The 20,483-nt window shown below is 53.8% G+C and carries 17 protein-coding genes; 10 read left to right on the plus strand and 7 right to left on the minus strand.

The genetic code is table 11. From position 1 onward, the window contains the following. Positions 1–16: 16 nt before the first annotated feature. On the plus strand, positions 17–1,336 hold the full coding sequence (gene brnQ, locus EDC56_RS06595; protein ID WP_148059339.1) for a branched-chain amino acid transport system II carrier protein: 1,320 nt from the start codon (positions 17–19) through the stop codon (positions 1,334–1,336). 143 nt (positions 1,337–1,479) lie between these two features. Then, positions 1,480–2,043, plus strand: a complete 564-nt coding sequence (locus EDC56_RS06600; protein ID WP_123711680.1) for a DUF2058 domain-containing protein — start codon at positions 1,480–1,482, stop codon at positions 2,041–2,043. A 69-nt stretch (positions 2,044–2,112) separates the two neighbouring features. On the opposite strand, the gene upp is transcribed toward EDC56_RS06600, so the two are convergent. Beyond that, entirely contained in the window at positions 2,113–2,739 is a 627-nt protein-coding gene (gene upp, locus EDC56_RS06605; RefSeq protein ID WP_123711681.1) for a uracil phosphoribosyltransferase, read from the minus strand. A 154-nt stretch (positions 2,740–2,893) separates the two neighbouring features. Continuing rightward, positions 2,894–3,961, minus strand: a complete 1,068-nt coding sequence (locus EDC56_RS06610) for an NAD(P)/FAD-dependent oxidoreductase (RefSeq protein WP_123711682.1) — start codon at positions 3,959–3,961, stop codon at positions 2,894–2,896. Between the two features lie 169 nt (positions 3,962–4,130). Here EDC56_RS06610 and EDC56_RS06615 point away from each other — a divergent pair, with 169 nt between their 5' ends. Continuing rightward, positions 4,131–5,009 (plus strand): LysR family transcriptional regulator, encoded by an 879-nt coding sequence (locus EDC56_RS06615; RefSeq protein ID WP_123711683.1) that lies wholly within the window; start codon positions 4,131–4,133, stop codon positions 5,007–5,009. Here EDC56_RS06615 and EDC56_RS06620 read toward each other — a convergent pair. Further along, on the minus strand, positions 4,999–6,513 hold the full coding sequence (locus EDC56_RS06620) for a DNA recombination protein RmuC (protein ID WP_162844103.1): 1,515 nt from the start codon (positions 6,511–6,513) through the stop codon (positions 4,999–5,001). The two genes, EDC56_RS06615 and EDC56_RS06620, sit on opposite strands and share 11 nt — an antisense overlap. A 194-nt stretch (positions 6,514–6,707) precedes the next feature. Next, complete coding sequence (locus tag EDC56_RS06625) at positions 6,708–7,577, minus strand: outer membrane protein assembly factor BamD (RefSeq protein ID WP_123711685.1); 870 nt, start codon at positions 7,575–7,577, stop codon at positions 6,708–6,710. A 119-nt stretch (positions 7,578–7,696) separates the two neighbouring features. Between EDC56_RS06625 and rluD the strand changes: the two genes are divergently transcribed. From rluD to clpB, 3 genes are all read left to right on the plus strand, one after another. Continuing rightward, the gene (rluD, locus tag EDC56_RS06630) at positions 7,697–8,665 is read left to right on the plus strand and encodes a 23S rRNA pseudouridine(1911/1915/1917) synthase RluD (protein ID WP_123711686.1); all 969 of its coding nucleotides are present in this window, start codon (positions 7,697–7,699) and stop codon (positions 8,663–8,665) included. Then, positions 8,666–9,445: a peptidoglycan editing factor PgeF gene (gene pgeF, locus EDC56_RS06635; protein ID WP_123711687.1), complete on the plus strand. Its 780-nt coding sequence runs from the start codon at positions 8,666–8,668 to the stop codon at positions 9,443–9,445. A gap of 144 nt (positions 9,446–9,589) precedes the next feature. Beyond that, entirely contained in the window at positions 9,590–12,226 is a 2,637-nt protein-coding gene (clpB, locus tag EDC56_RS06640; RefSeq protein ID WP_123711688.1) for an ATP-dependent chaperone ClpB, read from the plus strand. A gap of 68 nt (positions 12,227–12,294) precedes the next feature. Here clpB and EDC56_RS06645 read toward each other — a convergent pair whose 3' ends face one another. After that, entirely contained in the window at positions 12,295–12,738 is a 444-nt protein-coding gene (locus EDC56_RS06645) for a DUF4124 domain-containing protein (protein ID WP_123711689.1), read from the minus strand. A gap of 505 nt (positions 12,739–13,243) precedes the next feature. On the opposite strand from EDC56_RS06645, the gene EDC56_RS06650 reads away from it, so the two are divergent. After that, positions 13,244–15,019, plus strand: coding sequence for an acetolactate synthase 3 large subunit (locus tag EDC56_RS06650; protein WP_281273337.1), 1,776 nt, complete (start codon positions 13,244–13,246; stop codon positions 15,017–15,019). After that, positions 15,019–15,510, plus strand: coding sequence for an acetolactate synthase small subunit (ilvN, locus tag EDC56_RS06655; protein WP_123711691.1), 492 nt, complete (start codon positions 15,019–15,021; stop codon positions 15,508–15,510). Before EDC56_RS06650 ends, ilvN begins: the two co-directional genes overlap by 1 nt. Before the next feature lie 111 nt (positions 15,511–15,621). On the opposite strand, the gene dcd is transcribed toward ilvN, so the two are convergent. After that, complete coding sequence (gene dcd, locus EDC56_RS06660) at positions 15,622–16,191, minus strand: dCTP deaminase (RefSeq protein ID WP_123711692.1); 570 nt, start codon at positions 16,189–16,191, stop codon at positions 15,622–15,624. 88 nt (positions 16,192–16,279) lie between these two features. Continuing rightward, a complete protein-coding gene (gene apbC, locus EDC56_RS06665; protein ID WP_123711802.1) occupies positions 16,280–17,377 on the minus strand; it encodes an iron-sulfur cluster carrier protein ApbC in 1,098 nt (365 codons plus the stop codon). A 287-nt stretch (positions 17,378–17,664) separates the two neighbouring features. Here apbC and metG point away from each other — a divergent pair, with 287 nt between their 5' ends. Continuing rightward, a complete protein-coding gene (gene metG, locus EDC56_RS06670) occupies positions 17,665–19,707 on the plus strand; it encodes a methionine--tRNA ligase (RefSeq protein ID WP_123711803.1) in 2,043 nt (680 codons plus the stop codon). A gap of 180 nt (positions 19,708–19,887) precedes the next feature. Next, complete coding sequence (rsxA, locus tag EDC56_RS06675) at positions 19,888–20,466, plus strand: electron transport complex subunit RsxA (protein ID WP_123711804.1); 579 nt, start codon at positions 19,888–19,890, stop codon at positions 20,464–20,466. Positions 20,467–20,483 lie beyond the last annotated feature (17 nt).

Here is a 20,483-nt window from a genome sequence, read left to right on the forward strand (position 1 = left end):
TCGAAGAGGACCTATTTTGACCGTTAAAGTGATTAAGAGTAGTGATATAGCAGCCGTTGGACTAATGACTTTCGCGCTATTTCTTGGCGCCGGTAACCTCATCTTTCCGCCCACGCTCGGCCAGATGGCTGGTGATCAACTCTGGGTATCAATGCTCGGCTTCTTAATCACCGGTGTCGGCTTACCTCTACTCGGCATCACCGCCTGCGCCATTCTCGGTGGCGGCCTTGGTCAGATCACTCAACACTTGCCCAAGTCCGTGGCTTTAATTTTTACCATCACTATCTACCTCGCCATTGGACCACTGTTCGGCACACCTCGTACCGGACTTGTCGCCTACGAATTCACCCTCGGCGCCGCACTCGGCGACCATGGCAATCACCTTACTCTCGGCCTATTCACCGCCGCCTTCTTCGGTGTCTCGCTGTGGCTGGCCCTCTACCCCGGCAAGTTGGTCGACACCATCGGTAAGGTTATCACCCCGTTACTGATCTTAGTGCTGACGGCCATCTCCTTCGTCACCATCGTCTTCCCCCAGGGTGAGCTCGCCCCCGCCAGCGCAAAGATGCAAGACGCCGCCTTCAGCCAAGGCTTCATCCAGGGTTACCAGACCATGGACACCCTCGCCGCCATCGTCTTCGGCCTCGTGATCATCAACGCCCTGCGCAGCAAAGGTATCGAGAAACGCTCAGAACTCACTCGCTACACCATCTACGCCGGCCTCATGGCCGCTGTTGGCCTGTCTTTTATCTATCTGATCCTTGGCTACTTAGGTGCCACCAGCGGTAACGTTGCTGAAGCGGGCATGAACGGCGCACAGATTATCAGCGCCTATATCGAGCCCACTCTTGGCACTACCGGTCACTGGCTCCTCGGCATCACCATGGCACTGGCCTGTCTGAGTACGGCTATTGGTCTAATCGTCGCCTGTGGTGAATACTTTGAGGAGATTGCGCCACGCTTTAGCTATCGCTTTTACGCTGTCTGCTTTGCCGTCCTCAGTGCAATCGTCGCCAATATCGGGCTGAACGAGCTACTGGCGATCACCATCCCTGCGCTGTTAATCTCCTACCCCGTTGCCATTTGTCTCATTGCATTAAGTTTCATTCAACACCGCTTTAGCAACCCTCAGCGAGCCTACTTGGTTGTGTTGATACCGATCACCCTACTCTCCTTCGTGGATGGCCTCTCCCACGCCAAGCTCAATTGGGCACTGGGTCTACAGAAAGAGTTGCAGCACCTGCCACTGCAAGCCGAGGGGCTCGGTTGGGTCGTTCCCGCCGCCATCTTGATTGTCTTCTGCCTTGTCTTTTTTCATCGTCAACGCCCTCAATAAGCATCGCTACATACAAATGCCTGAGCTCCAGCTCAGGCTTGCACGAAGCACTTCCCCGCTCCGTCGACAGAGTATATTGCCAGCCAGCGATCGGCGACGCATAATAGCGACCATATTCAATCGCGCTACTATTCGAGACCCCCATGGCAAACTCACTACAAGACCAGTTACTCAAGGCCGGACTGGTCGATGACAAACAGCTCAAAACGGCCCACAAGGCAAAGAAAAAACAGCAGAAAATAGACCGACGCGCCCGTACAGAGACTGTCGACGAGACCAAGCAGGCTGCCCTCGAGGCACTGGCCAAGAAGGCCGACAAAGATCGTGGTCTCAACCAACAGCTCAATGAAAAGGCGATGAAGAAAGCCATCAATGCCCAGATCAAACAGCTAATCAGCAGTAATGCACTACCAAAGAATAAGGGCGAAGTAAGCTTTAACTTTACCGATGGTAGCAAGATTAAGAAGCTCTATATCGACGAGAAAATGCAGCGCCAACTCAGCGCCGGCATCCTCTCCATCGTCAAGCAGGGCGACCAGTACGAGATCATCCCCACTCCCGTCGCCAATAAGATCGCCGAGCGCGATCCGCAACGCATCGTCCTGCAGAATACGATGAGCAGCACGGTAGAAGAAACAAGCACAGAGAGTAACGAAGAGGAAGATTGGTACGCTGACTACGAAATCCCCGACGACCTCATGTGGTAGCTGCTGCCATTGCTGCAATGGCAAGCACAACGCGGCTGGTAATGCAGCCGCCGATTAGCTCTATCACGGTTAACGTGTGCCGAAAATCTTATCCCCTGCGTCACCTAAGCCAGGTAGAATATAACCGTGCTCATTGAGTCGCTCATCGATCGAGGCCGTATAAATCTCCAGATCAGGGTGAATATCTAAAACCCGCTCGATCCCCTCCGGCGCCGCCACTAAAAACAAACCGACAATATCTTTACAACCAGCACGCTTAAGAATATTCACCGTCTCGATCAAGGTACCACCGGTGGCCAGCATCGGGTCGATAATGAGCGCCGTTCGTTGCTCGATATCGCTGACCAACTTCTCCAGGTAGACCGTTGGCTCCAATGTCTGCTCATCACGAGCAAGCCCGACCACACTCACCTTGGCGCTGGGTACCAGCTCGAGCACACCATCCATCATGCCAATACCGGCGCGCAGGATAGGCACTACTGTTAGCTTCTTACCCTTAATGCGCTCGACGGTACAGCGCCCCGCCCAAGTCTCTATCTCATATTCTTCCGTTTCAAAGTTGCGCGTCGCCTCGTAGGTGAGCAGCGTCCCCAGCTCACCGGTCAACTCGCGAAATCGCTTCGTACTAATATCACGTTCACGCAGCTTACCCAGCTTATGCTGCACCAGTGGATGACGCACCTCATGTACGGCCATGCGAGTCTCTCCCTCTTCAGGTTAGTGATGAATTTAACAGGTTAAGTATATCGCGAGTTGATGGTCGACCGCCCGCCAAAATCAACAAAGCCTCCTTAACCCGGGCAAAAAAAAGAGCGCCTCAGCGCTCTTCTCTTCTACTTCATTGTGATCACTACGCCGCATCCTCCTTCATCGGATCCTCGACATGCAGGCGCTTATGCATAATCGGACTGGTCGTAGTGTATTGAAGGTGCACCTTCTTGCCTGGCTCTAGCTGCTCTTTGATTGCGAAAGCCGCCAACGCCGTCTCATGAAAGCCACTGAGAATGAGCTTTTTCTTACCTGGATAGTAGTTAATATCACCCACAGCATAAATACCCGGGATAGAGGTCTGGAACTTCTCGGTGTCGACCTCAACCTGACGCTTGTGCAGTGTTAACCCCCAGCTCTGCAACGGTCCTAGATCCGGCACCAAGCCAAAGAACACCAACAAGTCATCCAACTCTAGCCGACGCGTCACTCCATCACTACCTGTGACTTTAAGATGAGTGAGCTTGCCATCCTGTTCGACCAGTTCGCTAACCTGGCCCTGCAAAAATTGCATCTCGAAGTCATCACACAGCTTGAGCATCTTATCCACAGAAGCCTTGGCCGCACGAAATTTCTGTGAGCGGTGGATAACCACCACCGAATTGGCGATCGGCTGTAGCGTTAACGCCCAGTCCAGGGCCGAGTCACCACCGCCGAGAATGACAATATCTTTGCCCCGATAGCGCTCCGGGTCGCGTACGCTATAACTGAGCTGCCTACCCTCGAGCGCCTCGGCACCGTCGACCTTCAACTTGACCGCCTGAAACGAGCCCATGCCTGCAGCGATGATGACTGCAGCAGCAAGAAATTGCTGTTCGCTCGAGGTGGTGACCAGAAAACGACCATCTTGCTGACGTTGCAGGTCTACCACCTCTTGCGAGAAGTGAAAGACCGGTTTGAACGGCTCGATTTGCTGTAGTAAGTTGTCGGTTAGCTGTTGGCCGGAGATCGCCGGGCAGGCGGGTATATCGAAGATCGGCTTATTCGGATAGAGTTCCGCACACTGCCCACCTGGCTGAGCGAGGCTCTCCACCACGTGCGCTTTAATACCGAGCAGGCCAAGTTCGAAGACCTGAAATAGGCCGACTGGACCGGCACCAATGATTAATGCCTCGGTTTCAATAATGGCGGGGGATAACTGCTGTGTCATATGATCTCTCCGTATCAATAGCTTCAAAAGCCCCATAACGCACTCGGCATGCGCGGACTATGCTCTTCTCATCGCTTGTGTGTTCTATAGGCTACGTTACAGGGCGCCATTGAATAAGAGAAATAGGTAGTTTATATTTTATTAATCAAGAAAACTGATAAGCGAAGTCATGTCGATGAAAATTACCCTAAAGCAACTGCGTGTTTTCGATGCTATCGCCCGTCTCGGTAACGTCAGCCGAGCCGCCGAGCAGATCGCTCTCAGCCAGTCAGCGGCTAGCATGTCACTCGCCGACCTCGAGCAACACCTCGGCTCCCCCCTGTTTAATCGCCATGGCAAGAAGCTACAACTCAACGACTATGGACGCTGGCTGCACCCCAAGGTGCATCAGCTACTGCAACAGGCGGAGAACATCGAGCTAAGTGCGCACAGCGGCGAGCTGCACGGTCACCTCATCGTCGGCGCTAGCAGCACCATCGGTAACTATCTACTGGCTGCGATGGTCGCCGAGTTCGTCAAACTACACCCCGACATCCACATCCAACTGCGCGTCGCGAACAGCGAGCAGATCGTCGACGACATGATAAACCTGCGCATCGACCTCGGCCTCATCGAAGGCATCTGTCACAGCCACCAACTCATCGCCCAACCCTGGCGTAGCGATGAGCTCATCACCTTCTGCAGCCCCAGCCACCCCCTCGCACAGCTAGACAGTGTCAGCCTCGCGGAGCTCGAGCAACAGCAATGGATATTACGTGAGAGCGGCTCTGGTACCCGCGAAATCTTTACTCTAGCCACACAACACAAGCTCAAACACCTGATGGTGGCGCTCGAACTTGGCAATAGTATGGCTATCAAACAGGCAGTCAAAACCGGGCTGGGACTAGGCTGCATGTCGCGGCTGACGCTTGCCTCAGAACTGCGTCATGGCGAGCTGGTTGCCCTGCCGACACCGGAACTACAGATCGAGCGTCAGTTCTACCTATTGACCGGAAAACATCAACACCAGAGCGAGCTCAGCCTAAGCCTGCAGCACTTTATTGCCTAATTGAGCGACTATCGGCCGCATCATCCTCAAGCTTGATCAACGGCTCCTCCATCAACGACTGGGTCACCGAGGTGGGCATCTCTTTTTTGGTACGTACTCCAAGCTCCTTAAACTTCTCAGCCTGAGCCACCAAGTTACCACGGCCGCTATACAAGCTCCGCCAGGCGGTATCGTAGGTGGCTTGCGCGGTATTGATCTGACCTCCTAACTTCTCCATTTTCTCAACAAATACCCGAAGACGGTCGTACACTTTGGCCGCCTGATCTGCCAACTGCTCGGTACTGTTATTCTGTTTATCAATGGTCCATAGACTGGCAACAGTACGTAGCATCGGCAATAGCGTGGTCGGTGTAACTACGGCAATGCGCTTATCATAGGCCTTATTAAACAGCCCTGGAGACGCCTCTAGGGCTGCCAAAAACGCCGGTTCGATCGGCATAAACATGAAAACAAAATCCGGCGACTGCATGCCCTCTAACTTCGGATAATCCTTCTCGCTGAGACTGTTAATATGCGCTTCGATACACCCAACATGGGCCTTTAGCTGACGCTGGCGTTCGCCCTCATCCTCGGCGCTAACAAAGGCCGCATAGGCATTCAGCGACACCTTCGAGTCGATGATGATGTGCTTGCCATCGGGAAGGTCAATAATAAAGTCCGGGCGACGGTTCTGCTGCTCCGCATCCTTAAAATTAGCCTCACGACGGTACTCGATGTCGCGGCGCAAGCCCGACTGCTGCAACAATAACTCCGCCTGTTGTTCACCGAAGTTACCCTGCAGTTTCTTATCCCCCTTCAGTGCCCGCGTCAGATTGGCCGCCTCATCGGTAATCTGCTGATTCAAGCGGCGTAAGTTATCGAGCTCATTACGCAGGCCTGCCTGCCCCTGCAGCTGCTCACTGTGCACGTTATCCACACGCTTTCTAAAGCTCTCCAGCTGCGTTTTTAACGGCGCCAACACGCCATCTAAACTCTTGATACTATTACTATCAAACTGTTGGCGCTTGTCCTCAAAAATACGCTGTGAGATATGTTCAAACTCGACCTTCAGCTGCTCCCGGTTCTCCTTCAGTAGGGCAAACTGCTCGCGATAGCGCCGCTCCCCCTGCTCCACGGCAAATTTGAGCTGTGCCACCTCCGCCTGTGCCTCAGCTTCAGCCTGACGACTGTGCCGCAATGCTTGTTCAGCCTCGTCTAGACGCTCCTTCACTTCTTTAAATTGCTCAAGCTGACCGCTGTAGACACCTAGACGCTGGCTTTGCCCCTGTAGCTTCGACCAGAGGTTTTCCGCCGTCGCCTGCTGCTGCTTATACTGCTGCATCAGTGCCTCAAGCTGTTGCTCCAGGTGTTGGCGCTGCTGCTCAGACTGTGAGCCCTGCTGCTGTAAGGCTATCGCCCGACGCCGATACTGTTTTTCTCGAGCCATAAACAGCAATAAAAGTACGAGGGCAATAAGCGCTATTGCACCACCCAACCAATAATAAGACTGTAAATCGATGCTCATATTGCCCCATGCCATCTGCGAAACGCGCCGAGAAATTCTGCGCACACTTAATATATTCTCCACCTAATCCAGCGACACCACAAACAACCAGGTCAAAAACTGTTCGGGCATACGGTGCAACAGGTCACATAACGTCTTTTTAGCGCCATAAAAAAGGCGCCCATAGGCGCCTTTTTCTACTTCAGCCCAGTCCCCTAACGCGGTGGACGGCTGTCGTAAACCTCTGGCTCATCACGACCAAGTAAACCCAGTGTTAAACGTGAGAATAGTGTCGGCTTAGCGCCCTCTTTATTATAGAGCGGCTTGAACTCACCTTCTTTGGTAATGTATGGGCTCTCTGGGTAATTACTCTTCAGTATCGTCAAGCTATCCGCCGCGAGCTCAGGCATATCCAGCAGCTGATATGCCTGCACCATCACCGCTAGGGCGTCGGCAACCGCCGGCGTCTGCTGGAAGTTTTCTACCACAAAACGACCACGATTAGCTGCTGCTAGGAAGGCCCGGCGCTTGAAATAATAGTTCGCCACATTGACCTCATAACGAGCCAGCAGGTTACGCAGATAGATCATCCTTACCCGGGCATCCGCCGCATACTCGCTTTTAGGGAAGCGCGATAATAGTTGCGAAAAATCGTAGAACGACTGTCGTGCCGCACCGGGGTCGCGCTTAGTAACGTCGGTGTCAGTAAAGCGGTCGAAGATACTCTTGCCCGCATTAAAGTTAGCTAAACCCTTCATATAATAGGCATAATCGACATTAGGGTGCCCCGGATGCAGACGAATAAAACGCGCAGCAGCCTCGACAGCAGCCTCGGTCTCATAGGCTTTATAGTGAGCATAGATCAGCTCTAACTGTGCCTGCTCTGCGTAGGGGCCGAAGGGGTAACGAGATTCCAGCAACTGCAGGCTCGATACTGCAGCGCTATAGTTAGAATTCTTTAGCTGTTCCTTAGCACGGCTGTATATCTGCTGCTCTGAAAGGTCTTCTCTTGGCTTTTCATCATTGCCTGAACAACCCGCTAAAATAGTCGTGGCGACAATGATCAGAATGTAAATCAAACGCATGAATGGCTTTCCCAGTGTTACTGCACGTATAATAGAATGTATCAGTTTAACGCTATTCTCTCACAGCCCAAAGAGATATCCACCCAAACAGCCTCTCTTATTTTGCAAAAGTACCTACTATGGCCGAAAAAATTACCCTCCACGCTGTCGCTCCCGTCGACCTTACCGGCAAACGCTGTGATCAAGTGGCTCACTTGTTGTTCCCGGATTACTCTCGGTCTCGCCTGCAGGCATGGATCAAGAGCGGTGAGCTCACCGTCGACGGTAAGCAGTTCCGCGCCAAAGATAAGGTTTACGCAGACATGGTACTGGACATCAGTGCTACCGTCGCCGATGAAGAGGAGTGGAGCGGTGAGGACATCCCTCTGGATATTGTCCATGAAGATGACAGCGTCATCGTCATCAACAAGCCCGTCGGCCTCGTCGTTCACCCCGCCGCCGGTCACGCCAACGGCACGCTGCTGAACGCCTTATTAAATCACTACCCCGACCTAGCCAGCGTACCGCGCGCAGGAATTGTGCACCGCCTCGATAAGGATACCAGCGGCCTGATGGTCGTCGCCAAGACGCTCAGTGCCCACACCGATCTTGTCAACCAGCTACAAGAGCGTAGCGTCAGCCGCACCTATCAAGCCGTGGCCTGCGGTGCGATGACCGGTGGCGGCACGGTAGAAACCATGATGGACCGCCACCCCCGCGACCGTAAGAAGATGGCCGTCGCCCTCGTCGGCGGCAAAGAGGCCATTACCCACTACCGCCTGATGGAGCGTTTTAACGACTTTACCCACATCAAAGTCAACCTCGAAACCGGTCGTACCCACCAGATTCGCGTACACATGGCCCACATCCGTAAACCCTTGGTCGGCGACCAAGTCTATCGTGGCCGCCTACAACTCCCTAAGGGGGCAACACCCGGGCTAATCGAGGTGCTACGTAACTTCAAACGACAGGCACTGCACGCCTACCAGCTGGAACTCTGGCACCCAGAGACCGGCGACCGCGTACTCTGGGAGGCGCAACCGCCCGCTGACTTCCTCAGCTTAATTGCCGCCTTGCGCCTCGACAAAAAAGAGCGCGAGCAGTTATAAGTGGCCTTCTTGCGACCTGATTGGCCTGCCCCTGCGGGCATCCACAGCCTCGTCAGTTTACGATCAGGAGGAGAGAGTCTGCCGCCCTACGACAGCCTCAACCCTGCCCTGCATGTCGGTGACAATAGTGCCCATGTCATCGCCAACCGCAGCCTGATCGAGCAAGAGATTGCAACGATCAGTCGGGCCGCCGACATCCAGTGGCTCAACCAGACCCACTCCACAACCGTAGTCGAAGCACGGCCACAGGCTGACCCCGGTAGCAAAGACTATCGTGACTACCCTGATGCCGACGCCTGTTTTACTCGACAACCGCTAACCGCCTGCGCGGTAATGACGGCTGACTGCCTACCACTACTTTTCTGTCGCCTCGACGGTTCCGCCGTCGCCGCCACCCACGCCGGCTGGAAGGGCCTCGCTAACGGCATCATCGAACAGACTATGCTGAAATTAGGAGGGCAAGGCGAGGCTCTGATGGTGTGGTTAGGCCCCGCCATCGGGCCCGCACGGTTCGAGGTTGGCCCCGAGGTGAAAACCCTGTTTACCGACCGCAGCACGTACGAGCAATACAGCGCTACTGCCGCTTGCTTTCAAGCCAAGAATAACGGCAAGTTTCTCGCCGACATCTATCAGCTTGCCAAGCTTCGCCTGCAGCGCTGTGGTATACAGCAAATTTACGGTGGCGGGCTCTGTACCGTCAGCGACCGTCAGCGCTTCTTCTCCTATCGCCGTGACGGTGTGACTGGCAGGCTCGCCAGCCTCATCTGGATCGATCGATAACCCCCCCTGCTCGACAGCCTCCCTTGAAATACGTCACAGCGCCCGCATCTTTTAAGTATCCAACAGAAACATAGTCAGCGTCACTCAGCTAACCATCGAGGTTTACGGCCGACTACTTCGCGATATGATGATGAGGAATTACGTATGCAACCCGATAAATTTACCCACTCACTGAAACAGGCTCTGGCCGATGCCCAGTCCCTTGCCGTGCGCGGCGACAATAACTTTATCGAGCCCGGCCACCTACTGCTTGCCCTACTGCAGCAGCAAGGCGGTAGCGTGCGCCCGATTCTCGCCCAGGCAGGTACCAACACCGAGCAGCTCAGCGGCAAATTAAAAGAGAAGATAGAGCAGTACGCTAAGGTCGCCGAAAGCAATGGCGACGTTCATCTATCTAACCACAGTGGCCGTCTGTTCAACATTGCCGAACGTATCTCGCACAAGAACCAAGACAGTTTCCTCTCCAGTGAACTACTGTTACTCGCCGCGTTAGAAGACAAAGAGATGTCCGCATTAATCACCAGCTGCGGCGCCAATAAACAACAGATTCAGCAGGCAATAGAGGGCGTCCGTAATGGCGCCACCGTCGATAGTGCCGAGGCGGAGGAAAACCGTCAGGCTCTCGACAAATACACACAGGACCTCACCGCCCTCGCCGAACAGGGCAAGCTAGACCCAGTTATCGGCCGTGATAACGAGATACGCCGTACCATTCAGGTATTGCAGCGTCGCACCAAGAATAATCCCGTATTAATCGGTCAGCCCGGTGTCGGTAAGACAGCCATCCTCGAGGGGCTCGCCCAGCGTATCATTGCCGGCGAGGTCCCTGAAGGATTGAAGCATAAGCGTGTGCTCAGCCTCGACTTAGGTGCACTGCTCGCCGGCGCCAAGTTCCGCGGTGACTTCGAGGAGCGTTTAAAGGCCGTACTCAATGAACTCGACAAGCAAGAGGGTAATATCATCCTCTTCATCGACGAGATTCATACCCTCGTCGGCGCCGGTAAGAGCGAAGGCTCGATGGATGCCGGTAACATGCTCAAGCCCGCGCTAGCCCGCGGCGAGCTGCACTGTGTCGGCGCCACCACACTCGACGAATATCGCCAAAACATAGAAAAAGATGCCGCGTTAGAGCGCCGCTTCCAGAAGGTGTTGGTTGACGAGCCGACTGAAGAGGACACCATCGCCATCCTCCGAGGGCTGAAGGAACGCTACGAGATCCACCACGGCGTTGCCATCACCGACTCGGCCATCATCGCCGCGACCAAGCTGTCGATGCGTTATATCACTGACCGTCAGCTGCCTGACAAGGCGATCGACTTGATCGATGAGGCCGCCAGCCACATTCGCATGGAGATTGACTCGAAGCCAGAGTCGATGGATCGCCTGGAACGCCGCCTTATCCAACTGAAAATCGAACGAGAGGCGATTAAGAAAGATAGCGACCAAGCAGCCATCACACGGCTCGATAGCCTCAATCAGCAGATCGATAAAATCGAGCGAGCCTACAGCGACCTCGACGAGATCTGGAAGGCAGAAAAAGCCAGTCTACAGGGCTCTAAGAAGAGCAAAATTGAGCTCGACAACGCCCGCATTCAACTGGAGGCGGCGCAGCGTAGTGGAGACCTGAGCCTGATGTCCGAGCTGCAGTACGGCGTGATCCCAGCACTGATCAAACAGATCGAAGCCGAGGAAAACAACCCCAAAGTCGAGCACAAACTACTGCGCAACAAAGTCAGCGAAGAGGAGATTGCCGATATCGTCAGCCGCTGGACCGGCATCCCCGTCAGCAAGATGCTGGAGGGTGAACGCAGTAAGTTGCTACGCATGGAGGAGGATTTACACGATAGGGTCGTCGGTCAAGATGAAGCTGTACGCTCTGTTTGCAACGCCGTGCGTCGCTCCCGTGCCGGCCTCTCCGACCCGAATAGACCGAATGGCTCTTTCCTCTTCTTAGGCCCCACCGGCGTCGGTAAAACCGAACTCTGTAAGGCGCTATCCGGCTTCCTATTCGATACCGAAGACGCTATCGTGCGTCTCGATATGTCCGAGTACATGGAGAAACACTCGGTGGCTCGCCTCATCGGCGCACCGCCAGGCTACGTCGGTTATGACGAGGGCGGCTACCTCACTGAAGCTGTTCGTCGCAAACCTTACGCCCTCGTATTACTCGATGAAATCGAGAAGGCGCACCCCGATGTCTTTAATATCCTGTTACAGGTATTAGAGGACGGTCGACTCACCGACAGCCAGGGCCGCACCGTCGACTTCAAAAATACGGTGATCGTGATGACTTCAAATCTCGGTTCCGACCGCATCCAACAGCTCGCCGCCGACAAGTCGTTTGACACCATTAGTTTCAATGACCAGGAAGATCAAAACTTACTCAATGAGCATCGTAATGCAGCAATCAAGAGTGCTGTCATGGACGTCGTCGGCCAGCACTTTAGGCCTGAGTTTATCAACCGGATCGACGAATGCGTGGTCTTCCACCCGCTGGAAATGCAACAGATCAGTCGCATCGCCAAGATTCAAATCGAGCAGCTAAATCAACGCCTCAACGAACGCGGACTCAAACTTGAGCTCAATGAGCAAGCGGCCCAGCAAGTACTAGAAGCGGGCTACGATCCCGTCTACGGTGCTAGGCCGCTAAAGCGTGCTATTCAAACACTGATTGAAAACCCGTTGGCCAGTGCGATCTTAAACGGTGATTTCAGCGATGGCGATAGCATTATTGCCGGAGTCAACGACCATCAGCAACTGACGTTCAGCAAAGGGAAATAATTATCTAACCACTAAAAAAGCCCCGCTCGAAATCAATCGAGCGGGGCTTTTTAATGGCAACAATAAAACTATTTACAATAAGTCTTGATCGCCTCATTAGCCTTGTCGACTTGCCTTTGCTTTGCCTCGGCATCTAACACAACAGGCTCACCCTCGTCGTTTTTCATGCGAATCAAGCCGGCTCTTTCCATCAATGCCAAGTTCTTCTTGGCCATTTCACAGAGTCGTTTCGCCTCCCCTGGCTCCAGCTGACTCTCCATTTCCGGCAAGCCACTTTGGTCGTTATTGGCGACTTTCTCCTCAGCCGGCTTCGCCGGTGCCGGTATCGACCGCCCCGTATGAACATCAATCATCGTAGCGTCAATTCCTGCCGGGGGGGTCTTGCCGTAAGTTACATTCCCTTTAGCATCTGTCCAGCGATAATAGCTTTGCTTCGCCGCATAGGCGCTCGAAAAAGACAGGGAAAGGAGTGCAAACAAGAGCGCGGTGACGACAACGGGTCTATTCATCATTACTACCGTAACAAAAAGGTTATTATTTTATAGGGGGAAAATGTGCATGGAGACAATGTCATTAGGCACGGCCCTGATCATCTCCCCTACTCACCTTACCGCAGGCCCTATTTATTTACAAATCCCCCGCCTTTTGATTGCACAATGTTTGACAGGCCACACAGCTTAACGGACAATTCCCAAAGCTTGATGTTAACGTTTCCAGCGCGAACCGCGCGATAACGAGTTGGACTCGGTGAAAATAGCACTAACAACTTAAAACACAGGCATCCCAACTGAAAAGTAAGCACCCACCACGTGCCAATGCTTAGGTGGCGATTACCCCTCGCGCCTGGGTAAAGTTCGAACAGAGGCCTATTTGAAAATACAGCACTGAGCCTCTGTTGTAGCGCTGCAGCTATTATAGGACAAATTACGGACCGTATCGCCACAAGCATTACGGTAGATAACAAACACCATCCACCCCCTCTTGTTGGCTGGATGACTGTACCAAAGGTGCAACACTGTGACTGACGAAAAACAAACGGAAATACTTTCCGGCGGTCAGATGATCGCTCGCGCGCTTGAAGATGAAGGCGTGGAATTTATATTTGGCTACCCTGGTGGTGCCGTTCTACATATTTATGACGCACTGCATACCCACTCTAAAATCCCGCATATTTTAGTGCGCCACGAGCAAGCTGCCACCCACGCTGCCGATGGCTATACACGTGCGACCGGCAAGACAGGACTGGTGCTCGTGACCTCGGGGCCTGGAGCCACCAACGCTATTACCGGTATTGCGACCGCCTATATGGATTCTATTCCAATGGTCGTTCTATCTGGGCAGGTGCAGAGCCACCTCATCGGTGGAGATGCCTTCCAAGAAACAGACATGGTCGGCATCTCTCGCCCCATCGTCAAACACAGCTTCCTCGTGCAGTCGACGGAGGAAATACCCGAGACCATTAAGAAGGCCTTCTATCTTGCCGCTAGCGGTCGTCCTGGGCCCGTCGTCATCGACCTGCCGAAAGACATTACCAACCCTACCGACAAGTACGAGTACAACTACCCGAAGAAGATTAAGCTACGCTCTTACACGCCGGCCGCCCGAGGCCATTCCGGGCAGATTCGCAAGGCTGTTAACCTGATCAAGGAGGCCAAGCGTCCAGTATTATATGCCGGCGGCGGCGTCATTCAAGGTAATGGCTCTGAGCTACTTACCGAGCTCGCACATGAACTGAAATTCCCCGTAACGACCACGTTAATGGGGCTAGGTGGTTTCCCGAGTAGCGACCCGCAGTGGCTCGGTATGCTCGGCATGCACGGCACCTTCGAAGCAAACAACGCCATGCACCACAGCGACCTCATTGTCTGCATCGGTGCGCGTTTTGACGACCGGACGACCAATACGCCGAGCAAGTACTGCCCTACGGCGAAGATCGTTCACATCGACATCGACCCCGCCTCGATCTCCAAGACCATCAAGGCTGACATCCCCATCGTCGGGCCAGTCGATAACGTCTTGAAGGAAATGCTGACACAGATTAGCGAACTCAAGGCTAAAGAACAGTTTAATCTCGATACTGACGCCCTCGATAACTGGTGGCAGATGATCGACCAGTGGCGCGATGAGTTTGGCATCTACACCAAGGACCGCTTCACGATTAATGAAAACGGCCTGCTCAAGCAGCAACAGGTGATTCAGTGCCTGCATAAACTCACCAAGGATGACGACTTCTATCTCGCCTCCGACGTGGGTCAGCACCAGATGTTTGCCGCCCAGTACTACAAGTTCGATAAACCTCGTCGCTGGCTCAATTCCGGCGGCCTTGGCACCATGGGCTTCGGTCTACCCGCCGCGATGGGCGCGAAGCTCGCCTTCCCCGACGCCACCGTCGGCTGCGTCACCGGTGAAGGTAGTATTCAGATGAATATTCAGGAGCTGTCGACCTGTACTCAGTACAACCTGCCAGTGAAGATCTTCAACCTCAACAACCAATCCCTCGGCATGGTTCGACAGTGGCAGGAGATGATGTACGACAGTCGCCTCAGTGCCTCCGTCAGCTATAAGGACTCCCTGCCCGACTTCGTCAAACTGGTTGAGGCTTACGGTCACGTTGGTATCGTGGTCAAGCACGCCAATGAGTTAGAGGAGAAGATGAAGGAGGCGCTCAGCCTGAAAGATCGCCTGGTGTTCATGGATATTTACTGCGACACCAAGGAGCACGTCTATCCCATGCTTAGCACACCGGGCTCTATGCGCGATATGCAGCTTAGTAAGACGGAGTGGACTAAATAATGAAACGTATTATCTCTCTTCTAATGGAAAACGAGGCCGGTGCACTATCACGCGTGGTCGGGCTCTTCTCCCAGCGCGGTTACAACATTGAGACACTCACAGTCGCACCGACAGAGGACCCAACACTATCGCGCCTCACCTTAACCACCGACGGTGATGATCACAAGACCGAGCAGATCACTAAGCACCTAAACCGCCTGATCGAAGTGGTCAAGCTGGTCGACCTTAGTGAAGGAGCCCACATCGCTCGCGAGATCATGCTGGTAAAGGTGAAGGCTTCTGGTGCTCAACGCGCCGAGATTAAACGCTGCTGCGATATCTTTCGCGGCCAGATCGTCGATGTCACGCCCTCGGTTTTCACCATTCAGGTCACCGGCGCCCCAGACAAACACGACGCCTTCATTCAGGCCGTTGGCGACGCCAACATCTTGGAAGTGGTGCGCAGCGGTGTCTCGGGGATGGCACGCGGCGAGAAGGTGTTATCGCTATAAGTACCAGCTCTAGCTAGAGGCATTACATAGCTGCTGCTATCACCATAGACAGCAGCTTAATCCAAAAGAAAAAAACCCGCTAAATAGCGGGTTTTTTCATCAAAAAATGACCTAAGTCTTAGGGAGAGTCACGCCAGTCTGGCCCTGATATTTACCGGCACGGTCAGCGTAGCTGGTGTCACACACCTCATCAGATTCAAAGAACAGCATCTGCGCCACACCTTCGTTGGCGTAAATTTTTGCCGGCAGTGTGGTGGTGTTAGAGAATTCCAGCGTAACATGGCCTTCCCACTCTGGCTCAAGCGGCGTCACGTTAACGATAATGCCGCAGCGCGCATAGGTTGATTTGCCCAGACAAATAGTCAGAACACTACGCGGTATTTTGAAGTACTCCACCGTCCGCGCCAGTGCAAATGAGTTTGGCGGGATAATGCAATAATCGCCCTTAACGTCGACAAAGCTATTCTCATCGAAGTTCTTTGGATCGACAGTCGCCGAATGAATATTGGTAAAAACCTTAAACTCATTCGAGCAACGCACATCGTAGCCGTAGCTCGAAGTACCATAGGAGATTAGTCTTTCACCTGCCTCGTTGTGACGCACCTGACCTGGCTCAAACGGGTTGAGCATATCGTGCTCTTCGGACATGCGACGGATCCACTTGTCGGACTTGATACTCATAACGCACTCTCTGTCATCAAAGCCAGGCACCTATCGCTGCTGGCAGGGTAAAATTTGCGCAAATAATAGCGCTTTCAATCGTGGTTGGCTAGTCGTCACTCATCTGGATATCGGGGAACATCGCCGCCTGCCCTTCGGCTCGCAGCGAAACCTGCGCCGCCATCTTACGAGCAATATCACGATAGATCGCCGTGACCTCACCTTCCGGCTCAGCCACTACTGTAGGCAGCCCCTGATCAGTCTGCTGACGGATAGAGAGTGCCAACGGTAGCGCTCCCATCATCTCGACGCCATAGTCTTGCGCAATACGGCTACCGCCGCCATCGCCGAAAATATGTTCGCTGTGGCCACACTCGCTGCAGGTATGCACCGCCATATTCTCTACCACCCCCAGCACCGGCACACCCACCTTGTGAAACATCTCGATGCCCTTCTTAGCATCTAACAGAGCAATATCTTGTGGGGTCGTCACAATTAACGCCCCCGTGACTGGCACCTTCTGCGCCAGCGTGAGCTGAATATCACCGGTGCCCGGCGGCATGTCGATAATCAAGTAGTCGAGGTCATCCCAGGCAGTTTGGGTAAGTAACTGAATCAAGGCGCCACTGGCCATTGGCCCACGCCAAACCATTGGCGTTTTATCCGTCACCAGGTAGGCCATCGACATACTTTGAATGCCGTGCGCTGAGACCGGGCGCATGAACTGCATGCCATGCTGAGCCGGTCGAGTGCCTTCCTTAATGCCCAGCATCAACTGTTGACTAGGGCCGTAGATATCGGCATCGAGTATACCCACCTTGGCCCCCTCCGCCGCCAGTGCCAAGGCAATATTAACCGAGGTCGTCGACTTGCCAACCCCGCCCTTGCCCGAGGCAACGGCAACCACGTTCTTAACGCCATCGATGCGTTGTATATCAGCTTGAACCTGAGCACTCGGGATCTGCCAATCAAGACTGACATTCGCTTTGGCTACAGAGGCTAAGCTCTCAAGTGTTTCACTGACACGTCGACAGAAAGCCAGTTTGATACCAGCGGCTGGATACGCAAGCACAATAGCGACATCCACTTGGTCCCCGCGAATAGCAATATTTTTAACCACGCCGGAAGTGATCAACCCCTGGCTTAAGCAGGGCTCTGCAATCTGTTCGAGTACTTCCTCAATATCACCACGATTCACTTCACTCATTACACCTTCTCTCCCTTCGACGGCATCGCCTGTGCCTGTAAACACTCAATTTCAACCGCTAACTCGCTTAATAATGTGGGGCACTATGGGAAAACCCCGCGGCACTGTCAACTATATCAAGACCATAACGCCTTCACCTAACGGCAACGGGTGCATTTTCACCTCAGTACCGTTAAAATGGCGGGCTATTTTCAGTAGCTCCTGCTTCTCCATTGACGCCTCGCACCTTTATCGGGCGTATCAGTGCTGAGTGGCTGCCCACACAATTGCGATTATCGAGAGTTTTCATGGCCGACAGCAGAAACATACTAGTGACCAGCGCCCTTCCCTACGCCAACGGTTCGCTCCACTTGGGACACTTTCTCGAGACGATCCAAACGGATATTTGGGTACGTTTCCAGAAGGCACGCGCCAATAACTGTATGTATGTCTGCGCCGACGATGCCCACGGTACCGCCATCATGCTCAAAGCCGAGCAGCAGGGCATCACGCCCGAGCAGCAAATCGACAACATCCGCGCCGAGCACATGGCCGATCTCGACGGCTTTCTAATCGAGTTTGATAACTATCACTCCACGCACAGCGAGGAGAACCGTGAGATTAGCGCCGAGATATACAAGACGCTGCGCGCCAACGGTCACATCGCCAATCGAGAGATCACCCAGCTCTTCGACCCGGAGAAGGAGATCTTCCTCGCCGACCGCTACGTTAAAGGCACCTGCCCAAAGTGTAAGGCTGAAGATCAGTACGGCGATAACTGTGAAGTTTGCTCGGCCACCTACACCCCGCACGAGCTGCTCAACCCCTTCTCCACTATTTCAGGTGCGACCCCGGTCGAGAAAGCCTCCACTCACTTCTTCTTTAAGCTGCCGGAATTTACCGACATGCTAAAGCAGTGGACCACCAGCGGTAGCCTGCAGCCGCAGATCGCCAACAAGCTCAACGAGTGGCTAGAAAGTGGCTTACAGGAGTGGGACATCTCTCGCGACGCCCCTTACTTCGGCTTTGAGATTCCCGATGAGCCGGGTAAGTACTTCTATGTCTGGCTCGACGCCCCCATCGGCTACATGGCGAGTTTCAAAAACTACTGTGATAAAAACGATGTCGACTTCGATCAATACTGGGGCAAAGATTCCACCGCCGAACTGCATCACTTCATCGGCAAGGATATCATTAACTTCCATGGTTTGTTCTGGCCGGCGATGCTCGAGTCGAGCGGTTACCGCAAGCCGACCGCCGTCCACACCCACGGTTTTCTTACCGTCAACGGTGCCAAGATGTCAAAGTCACGGGGCACCTTTATCACCGGGCGCACCTATCTCGACCACCTCAACCCCGAATACCTGCGCTACTACTTCGCGGCCAAGCTAACCAATCAAGTTGATGACATCGACCTCAACCTCGAAGACTTCATTGCCCGAGTGAACTCCGACCTAATCGGCAAGGTCGTCAATATCGCCAGCCGCAGCGCCAAGTTCATCACCAAAGGCAACGACGGCATCATGGCCGACGCCCTACACCGCCCGGAGCTGTGGCACGAAGCCGTCGCGAAGAGCAGCGTCATTGCCGCATTTTTTGAAAATCGCGAGTACAGCAAAGCATCCCGCGAGATCATGGCCATCGCCGACGCGACAAATGAGTACTTCGATAGCTGCGAGCCTTGGAAGCTCGCCAAGACCGAAGGCAAAGAGGCGGAAGTGATCGCCGTCGCCAGCCAGTGCATCAACCTCTTTAAGTTGATTATCACCTACCTGCAGCCGATTCTGCCGCAGACAGCGCTCAAGGCTGCCGCCTTCCTCAACGCACCACTGCAGTGGGACGACGAGATACAGCCACTGCTCAGTCATCAGATCAATAAGTTTAAGCCGCTGATGACCCGTGTTGATAAAGACAAGGTCGATGCTATGGTCGATGCCCAGGCAAAAGCCATCGCCAAGGAACAAAAAAGTACGGCCAAGAGCAAGCCCGCCGCTAAAGCTGCGAGCGCTATCGAACCACTCGCTAAAGAGATCGGCTTCGACGACTTCATTAAGACCGACCTGCGTATCGCCAAGATCATCAAAGCTGAGCATGTAGAGGGGGCAAAGAAACTGCTTAAGCTCACCCTCGACATCGGCCTAGAGCAGCCACGTCAGGTGTTTTCCGGTATCAAATCGCAATATGCTCCGGAACAACTCGAGGGCAAGCTCACCGTCATGGTCGCTAACCTCGCTCCACGCAAGATGAAGTTCGGCCTCTCCGAGGGCATGGTGCTAGCCGCCGCCGATGGCAATGGCATCTACTTGCTAGAACCACATGATGGCGCCATTCCCGGGCTACGTGTTTCGTAGCGCCGGTAAGACCGTTATAATCGCCACTGGCCGAGGCTGTTAGGTCTCGCTAGTATTTCAAACTGTTATGCGCCCTAACTAAGGCGCCTATCTTGTCTCTTCATGCTTATAGGCGAGGCAAGTAGGGACAACAAACGATAAACTAATGGTTGTTAGTTAAACCAATTTTAGGTGGATACGATGATTGCTGATTACGCCATGCTGCTTGTAGGCGCTGTGCTGGTAAACAACTTCGTCTTGGTGCAGTTCCTCGGGCTATGCCCCTTCATGGGCGTGTCAAATAAACTCGAGACCGCCACTGGCATGTCGGCGGCCACTACGTTCGTATTAACCCTCGCCTCCGTTTGTAGTTATCTCACCTATAACTACATACTGGTTCCGCTCGGACTTGAATACCTGCGCACCATCGCCTTCATCTTGGTCATCGCCGTCGTCGTGCAATTCACCGAAATGGTGGTACGCAAGACCAGCCCACTACTGCACAAGGTACTGGGAGTATTCCTACCGCTGATCACCACTAACTGTGCGGTATTGGGTGTGGCACTGCTAAACATCAACAAGCAACACAGCTTCCTTGAGTCGGCACTCTATGGCTTCGGAGCGGCCGTCGGCTTCTCGCTGGTACTGGTACTGTTCGCCGCAATGCGTGAACGTCTCGCGGTTGCCGATGTCCCACAACCCTTCCAAGGCGCCTCGATCGGCATGATCACTGCCGGCCTCATGTCTCTGGCTTTCATGGGGTTTGCCGGCCTGGTTTAGGCCCGCGCTCAAGTATT

Source organism: Sinobacterium caligoides (assembly GCF_003752585.1).
GTDB lineage: Bacteria > Pseudomonadota > Gammaproteobacteria > Pseudomonadales > Sinobacteriaceae > Sinobacterium > Sinobacterium caligoides.